The following is a 6,559-nucleotide window of genomic DNA, read 5'->3' on the forward strand; positions in this document are numbered from 1 at the left end:
ACTGTCCGGCAAATAGCGGGATAAACAAACCTATAAAAAAGAAGACTGTTCCAAAATATTGGAACAGTCTTCACTTATACTCTTATTCTTCTCCGAAACGCTCCACAAGTGTTGCAAGTGTACGTACCATTGCACCAGTTGCTCCAGTTGGACCTAAGTCGTGCGCGCCTTTTGTTTCTGATGTTCCAGCGATATCTAAGTGTACCCACGGTGTATCTTCAGCGAATTCGCCTAGGAATGTACCTGCCATAACCGCATGTCCTTCACGGCCTGGTGAGTTATTTAAATCAGCAAACTTACTGTTTCTCACACGTTCTTTATCACGATCAAAAATCGGTAGTTGCCAAATTGGTTCATCTGTTTCCATAGAAGCCTCTAGTACTTGCTCAAACAACTCTTCATTATTTGTCATTGCGCCTGTCGTATGGTTTCCAAGTGCAACAATTACACCGCCTGTTAATGTTGCAACATCAACAAGGTAGTTTGCGCCAAGTTTTTTCGCATACGTAATACCATCAGCTAAAGCTAGACGACCTTCTGCATCCGTATTTAATACTTCAATTGTTTTTCCACTCATAGATGTGATTACATCGTCTGGCTTAAATGCCGTACCACTTACAACGTTATCAGTTGAAGGAATAACAGCGATCACATTTTGTTCTGGACGCAGTTCTCCGATAATTTCCATCGCACCTAATACAGCAGCTGCACCGCCCATATCACCTTTCATACCAACCATGCCTTCACGTGGTTTTAAAGAATAACCACCTGTATCGTATGTAATACCTTTTCCAACGAATCCAATGACATCTGTCCACTCTTCTTTTCCTTTATAAATAAGAGCAATCATTTTGGGTGGCTCTGTACTACCTTGGTTTACTGCAAGTAACGCACCCATACCAAGATCTTCCATCTCTTCTTTTTCAAGAACTTTATAGTCCATATCATACTTCTCCGCTAACTCAACAGCATACTCAGCAAGCTTTGTCGCTGTTAATACGTTTGGCGGCATATTTACAAGTGTACGAGCTGAATTTGTTGCACGTCCATGTACGTAGCCAACTGTTAATGCGGCTTCAATTTCTTGTGCATCTTCCGCTGTAATAGCCGTGAACTTCTCTAACTCTACACGATCCTTTTTATCTGATTTATACGTTTGTAATTCATATGTACCAAGGCCTTGTACCTCTGCTGCAATATGAGCGACATCAATCGCGTCTAATTTCTCTGTTACGAAAGAATCAAGTAAGATTGCTGCATCTTGTACTTTTGCTGCTTGTAGTGTTTTAAACGTTTTTCCAAGAGCCACACGTAACGTTTCTGTCGTATAAGACTCTTTCTTGCCTAAACCAACAAAGTAATACCGTTTCACATTTGTTTTTCCTAAGCTATGTACTTTCGAAATGGCCTTTTTCTTCGTAGATAATTCTTTCTCTTCTAGTAAAACTTGTAATTGTCCTTCAAACGCTTTGTCCAGTTCTTGTACAAAACTACTCATTTTCTCTTCTTCAAATAAAGCGACAATTACTGCTTCGTGACCTGCTAATTCTTTTTGTACTTGAAACATGTTCAGACCCCCTAAATTTCTCTACCACCATTATAACTTTATTTTCGATAAAATGCGACAATTCTAACTACAGTTATATGACGTGTAAAATCTCCTCTATTATGAAATAAGCCAAGAAAAAAAGTCTAGCGTAATTACGACTAGACTATCTTTGCTTTAAATATTGACCACGAAACACTTGCATCGTTTCGTCTTGATTTAACATCGTTAACTCTTCTTCTGTAAACTTACCTTTTCCTACTTTTACTACATACACATTTACTTTTTTCTTACCCCATTGGCTATAAACATCTTTTACCGTATCATAATATAAATCAAGACGGTTTCCTTTTATTGCTCCGCCCTTATCAGCTACTACACCATACCCGTAACCTGGCACGAAGAGAATCGTTCCAATCGGGAATACGCGTAAGTCCGCAGCAATTGTGGAATATAAATCCCTTTTCACTTTAACACCTGAATATGTAATACCATACTCTGGATGCCCTGGCCTCTTACCTGTTGACTCAATCCCCGATGTATAACCTGTTGCAGTCATTTCAATTGAACGATATTTAGACCAGTCGTTTGCCTGCTCTAAAGCATTTATCACTTCTTTACTCGGAGCAACATTTCTCTTAACTTCTGCTGCATGTACTTCTTTTGCACTCATTCCTTCATATGTCTTTACAATCTCTAATAAAGAAACTCCAGTGAAAGCCTTCCATGTTACGCATAATGCAAATGCAAGTAAACAAGTCATCATAATGCGAATACAATATCGTTTTAACATTTTTATATTCCACACTCCTTCATCGTTAATCATTCCCTATACGATGAAGGAATATGCAAAAAATAATCTCCAACTTAGTTGGAGATTAAAACATTTGATATCCGCTTTTCCGAAGTTTCTTGATCACGACTCCTGCTAAAGCAGCCCCTACTAATCCAGTAGATAGAATAAACACGTCTGCTTGTCCTAAGTGCGATACACTTGTCCCAAATGAAGAAAATGTTTCTTTCGGTTTTGAAAAATAATCCCACATACTCGCTTTATTAATAATAAGCATACAAACAATCGGATACACAATAACCATTACCCAAGTAGCTCGCAAAATCATGTTGAGTAAAAATCCAATTCCAAAGAACAAAATAAAAAATAGCATCATTGAAATAAGTAGTACCGGTATACTCACTCTTTCTCCCTCTCCTTCGCACGTGCCGTAAATACGTGATAGGCTGTATAACCAAATGGTTCTCCTGGATTTAATGTTTTGTCCACTTCAAGATGTAGTTCTGATCTTCCTTCTAACAAATATTTAATAAGTACAGACGTATTCGGATCGTCCGCAATCTTATCTGGATGTAAGAACGCCACTTCAGACAATTCTTTCTCCTGTACAATAATATTTTCTCCTTCAGGCTCCAAAAGGAAAATAATCATATTATCACTAATTTCATCACGAATAACACCCGATCGAACACCAATGATCCCCTTCACATGAGCGACAATGCCTGTCTCTTCTAACACTTCGCGTTTCACAGCTTCATCAACTGTCTCACCTTCATTTACAAAACCAGCCGGTAAAGACCATTTCCCTTTTAATCCACTGTATTTCTTCTTAACGAATAGCCACCTGCCATCTTTTGTAGCTACTAAGCCACTAACAGCTAACCATACTTTCCCGCGCTTCCCCATGATGCATCCTCCTCCATCCGAACGGACAGAATATTCTTTCTTTTCTATATATTATACTATACTTTTTAATTCGTTGTGAAATTTCCTTTTTTCAAAAAGTGAAAAAACCCATTTTGTCGATATACTGTTAACAAAAAAATATCAAGATGCAGAAATGTAATTATGAAGAAAATAAAACATTGGATTCATCCATTTCATGATAAGGAAATGTTCAAATAAAACATTTCTCCCATCTTTCTATTGTTATATCGAAAACATGTATTATATGAAAAAAAGCAGAAACGGCGCTTAGCCGTTTCTGCTTTTTCTACTATATATTAAAAGAACTTTAATTTACCTTTTTTAAGAACTAATAAAGGTCCACCTAATAAGAATAAGTAGCGGTTATCGATTACTTTCTTCATGAAGGAAGCTTTCCAACCTGTTAACTTTTTACCCATAACAACGCCCATTGCATCGTCATGACCTAAAGAACATACAGATCCTTTATTATCGAATGCGAATTTTTTCATTTCGCCCTTGCCACGAACTAATACAGTTAAGTTGTGTGCAATATTGTAACCTTGTTGAATTGCAATTTGTGCTGTTGGTGGGTAAGGACGGTTAATTTCTTCGTTAATGATTAACGCTGCATCACCAACCATGAATACCTCTTCGTATCCTGGAGCGTGCATGTACTCATCAACTTTTACACGTCCGCGCATTGCTTCAAAGCCAGACTCTTCCACAATACCATTACCACGAACACCTGCAGCCCAAACTACTGTTTCAGACTTAATTAATTCAGTATCATCACCATTTGCAACAATAATACCTTCTTCAGTTGCTTCTTTAATTGCTGTACCGATGCGGAATTCTACGCCTTTTTTCTCAAGTTGTTTTACAGCATATTCTACTAATGCTGGATCGAAACCTGGAAGTGCTGTTGGAGCAGCTTCTACACAGATGATACGTGCTTTTTCACGTGGTACATTGTACTGTTTGCAAAGTTCAGGAACACGGTTTGCAAGCTCACCTACGTACTCGATACCAGTAAATCCAGCACCACCAACAACGATTGTTACTAACTCATCGCGCTTTTCAGCTGCATATTTAGCGAAACTAGCTTCCATATGCTCACGAATTTCACGAGTTGCATTAATGTTAGCGATTGAGAATGCATGCTCTTTTAATCCTGTAATTCCGAATGTTTCTGATTCGAAACCAAGACCGATTACTAAGTAGTCATACTCTAACTCGCCGTCTTTTAAGATAATACGTTTTTCAGCAGCTTTAATTTCTACTACTGTGTCTTGTACAAAGTTCACTTTATTTGTATCAATAACGTCTTGAATATCTAGACAGATTTTTTCATCTTGTAATGTACCAGCTGCGCTCTCGTGTAACCAAGTCGCTTGGTAGTGATAGCTGTTGTTGTTTACTAACGTAATTTCAGCTTCATTTACAGATAATGCTTTTTGCAGACGAACAGTCGTAATCATCCCGCCATAACCTGCACCTAAAACTACGATTTTTGGAGTCTTCACCAAATCACAACCCTTTTCTTTATATAATAGTAATGAGAAATAATACCAAGTACTAAAAACTCTATTTGTCAAGAATGTGGAATTTATCACATTCTATATCATAACAAAACGCAGTCAAAAAATCGTACGAATTTTGTCATAGAAATTTAACATAATACTTCCCTATATTAGTCGGTTTTATTCCAGAATTCAAGCTTCTGGAGAATTATCAATATTTTAAAATAACATAGCGTTTTCAAGGGTTTTTCAGCCTTTTTTTCATGTATTTTCCTTTCTGTATATTTTATACAATACAAAAAGCATCTATGCGAAAACTTACACACAATTCAGTCGTTTTCAGAAGTATTATGAACTCAAATATGCTATCATTTATTTGAAAGTGTCATCATTTGCAGGATTTTCGTGTACATATGAACAATATATGAAATCAATATCAAAATTCCATCTATAGGGGGAATGAAAGTGGCAGAAAATCAAAAAGTTTACGACATAACAATTATTGGTGGTGGTCCAACAGGACTATTCACAGCATTTTATGGCGGGATGAGACAAGCAAGTGTAAAAATCATTGAAAGCTTACCTCAACTTGGAGGACAATTATCCGCACTCTACCCTGAAAAATACATTTATGATGTAGCTGGATTTCCAAAAGTGCGCGCACAAGAATTAGTTGATAACTTAAAAGAGCAAATGAAGAAATTTGATCCAACCATTTGCTTAGAAGAAGCTGTTGATACGCTTGAAAAACAAGCTGATGGTATATTTAAACTTGTTACGAATAAACAAACTCACTATTCTAAATCAGTCATTATTACTGCCGGCAATGGTGCTTTCCAACCACGCCGCTTAGAATTAGAAGGTACAGCAAAATACGAAAAGAAAAACTTACATTATTTCGTTGATGATATGAATAAATTTGCTGGCAAGCGCGTCGTAGTATTTGGCGGTGGCGACTCAGCAGTAGACTGGACGATGATGTTAGAACCGATTGCTGACAAAGTTACAATCGTTCATCGCCGTGATAAATTCCGCGCACATGAACATAGCGTCGAAAACTTAATGAATTCTCGTGCAGAAGTAAGTACACCGTATGTTCCAGTTGAACTCATTGGTGATGACAAAATTGAACAAGTCGTTCTTCAGCACGTAAAAACTGAAGAAAAAGTTATCATCGATGTTGATGATGTAATTGTAAACTACGGCTTCGTTTCCTCTCTTGGCCCAATTAAAAACTGGGGCTTAGATATACAAAAAAATAGCATCCTTGTGAATTCAAAAATGGAAACAAATATTCCTGGCATTTACGCTGCTGGTGACATTTGTACATATGAAGGAAAAGTAAAACTTATCGCTTGTGGATTTGGCGAAGCACCGACAGCAGTAAACAATGCAAAAGCTTACTTCGATCCAAATGCAAAACTTCAACCAATGCATAGCTCAAGCATGTTTTAATATGTAAAAATAAAAGCTCCTTCCATACGCGGAAGGAGCTTTTATTTTATATACCACGAAAGCACACTGAATTCGATAAACTATCGAACTCAGTGTGCTTTTCGTCTACAAAAATTATTGTTTTCTTCTTCTACCTAATACGAATAATACTCCGCCAACTAAGAATGAAATTCCCGCACCAACTGACATCATCCATGGATGTGCTGCCCCTGTTTTCGGTAATTCTTTTTCTACTTTTACTTGCGGGTCTTTATTTAACTTTTCCAGTCTTACTTCCGGTTTCTTCAGATCTTTCGGGTCTTCCGGTTTCACTTCTGGCTCCTTCGGCTCTTTCGG

General features: G+C 37.4%; 7 protein-coding genes. 1 reads left to right on the forward strand and 6 read right to left on the reverse strand.

Annotated features, from left to right (window positions below):
* Nucleotides 1–82 precede the first annotated feature (82 nt).
* The 5 genes from pepA to BM089_RS21280 form a co-directional block, all read right to left on the reverse strand.
* Nucleotides 83–1,567, reverse strand: coding sequence for a cytosol aminopeptidase (gene pepA / locus BM089_RS21260; protein WP_090978029.1), 1,485 nt, complete (start codon nucleotides 1,565–1,567; stop codon nucleotides 83–85).
* 145 nt (nucleotides 1,568–1,712) lie between these two features.
* The gene (locus BM089_RS21265) at nucleotides 1,713–2,339 is read right to left on the reverse strand and encodes a 3D domain-containing protein (RefSeq protein ID WP_002094181.1); all 627 of its coding nucleotides are present in this window, start codon (nucleotides 2,337–2,339) and stop codon (nucleotides 1,713–1,715) included.
* An 85-nt stretch (nucleotides 2,340–2,424) separates the two neighbouring features.
* On the reverse strand, nucleotides 2,425–2,742 hold the full coding sequence (locus tag BM089_RS21270; protein WP_000027016.1) for a YuiB family protein: 318 nt from the start codon (nucleotides 2,740–2,742) through the stop codon (nucleotides 2,425–2,427).
* Complete coding sequence (locus BM089_RS21275; protein WP_000517993.1) at nucleotides 2,739–3,245, reverse strand: NUDIX hydrolase; 507 nt, start codon at nucleotides 3,243–3,245, stop codon at nucleotides 2,739–2,741. Before BM089_RS21275 ends, BM089_RS21270 begins: the two co-directional genes overlap by 4 nt.
* A 317-nt stretch (nucleotides 3,246–3,562) precedes the next feature.
* The gene (locus BM089_RS21280; protein ID WP_139213308.1) at nucleotides 3,563–4,771 is read right to left on the reverse strand and encodes an NAD(P)/FAD-dependent oxidoreductase; all 1,209 of its coding nucleotides are present in this window, start codon (nucleotides 4,769–4,771) and stop codon (nucleotides 3,563–3,565) included.
* 462 nt (nucleotides 4,772–5,233) lie between these two features.
* On the opposite strand from BM089_RS21280, the gene BM089_RS21285 reads away from it, so the two are divergent.
* On the forward strand, nucleotides 5,234–6,223 hold the full coding sequence (locus tag BM089_RS21285) for an NAD(P)/FAD-dependent oxidoreductase (RefSeq protein WP_000829772.1): 990 nt from the start codon (nucleotides 5,234–5,236) through the stop codon (nucleotides 6,221–6,223).
* A 114-nt stretch (nucleotides 6,224–6,337) separates the two neighbouring features.
* Here BM089_RS21285 and BM089_RS21290 read toward each other — a convergent pair.
* Nucleotides 6,338–6,559 (reverse strand): LPXTG cell wall anchor domain-containing protein (locus BM089_RS21290; RefSeq protein WP_139213318.1); only part of this gene is annotated, 222 nt, incomplete at its 5' end.

This window comes from Bacillus sp. 5mfcol3.1 (assembly GCF_900114335.1).
Lineage (GTDB): Bacteria > Bacillota > Bacilli > Bacillales > Bacillaceae_G > Bacillus_A > Bacillus_A thuringiensis_S.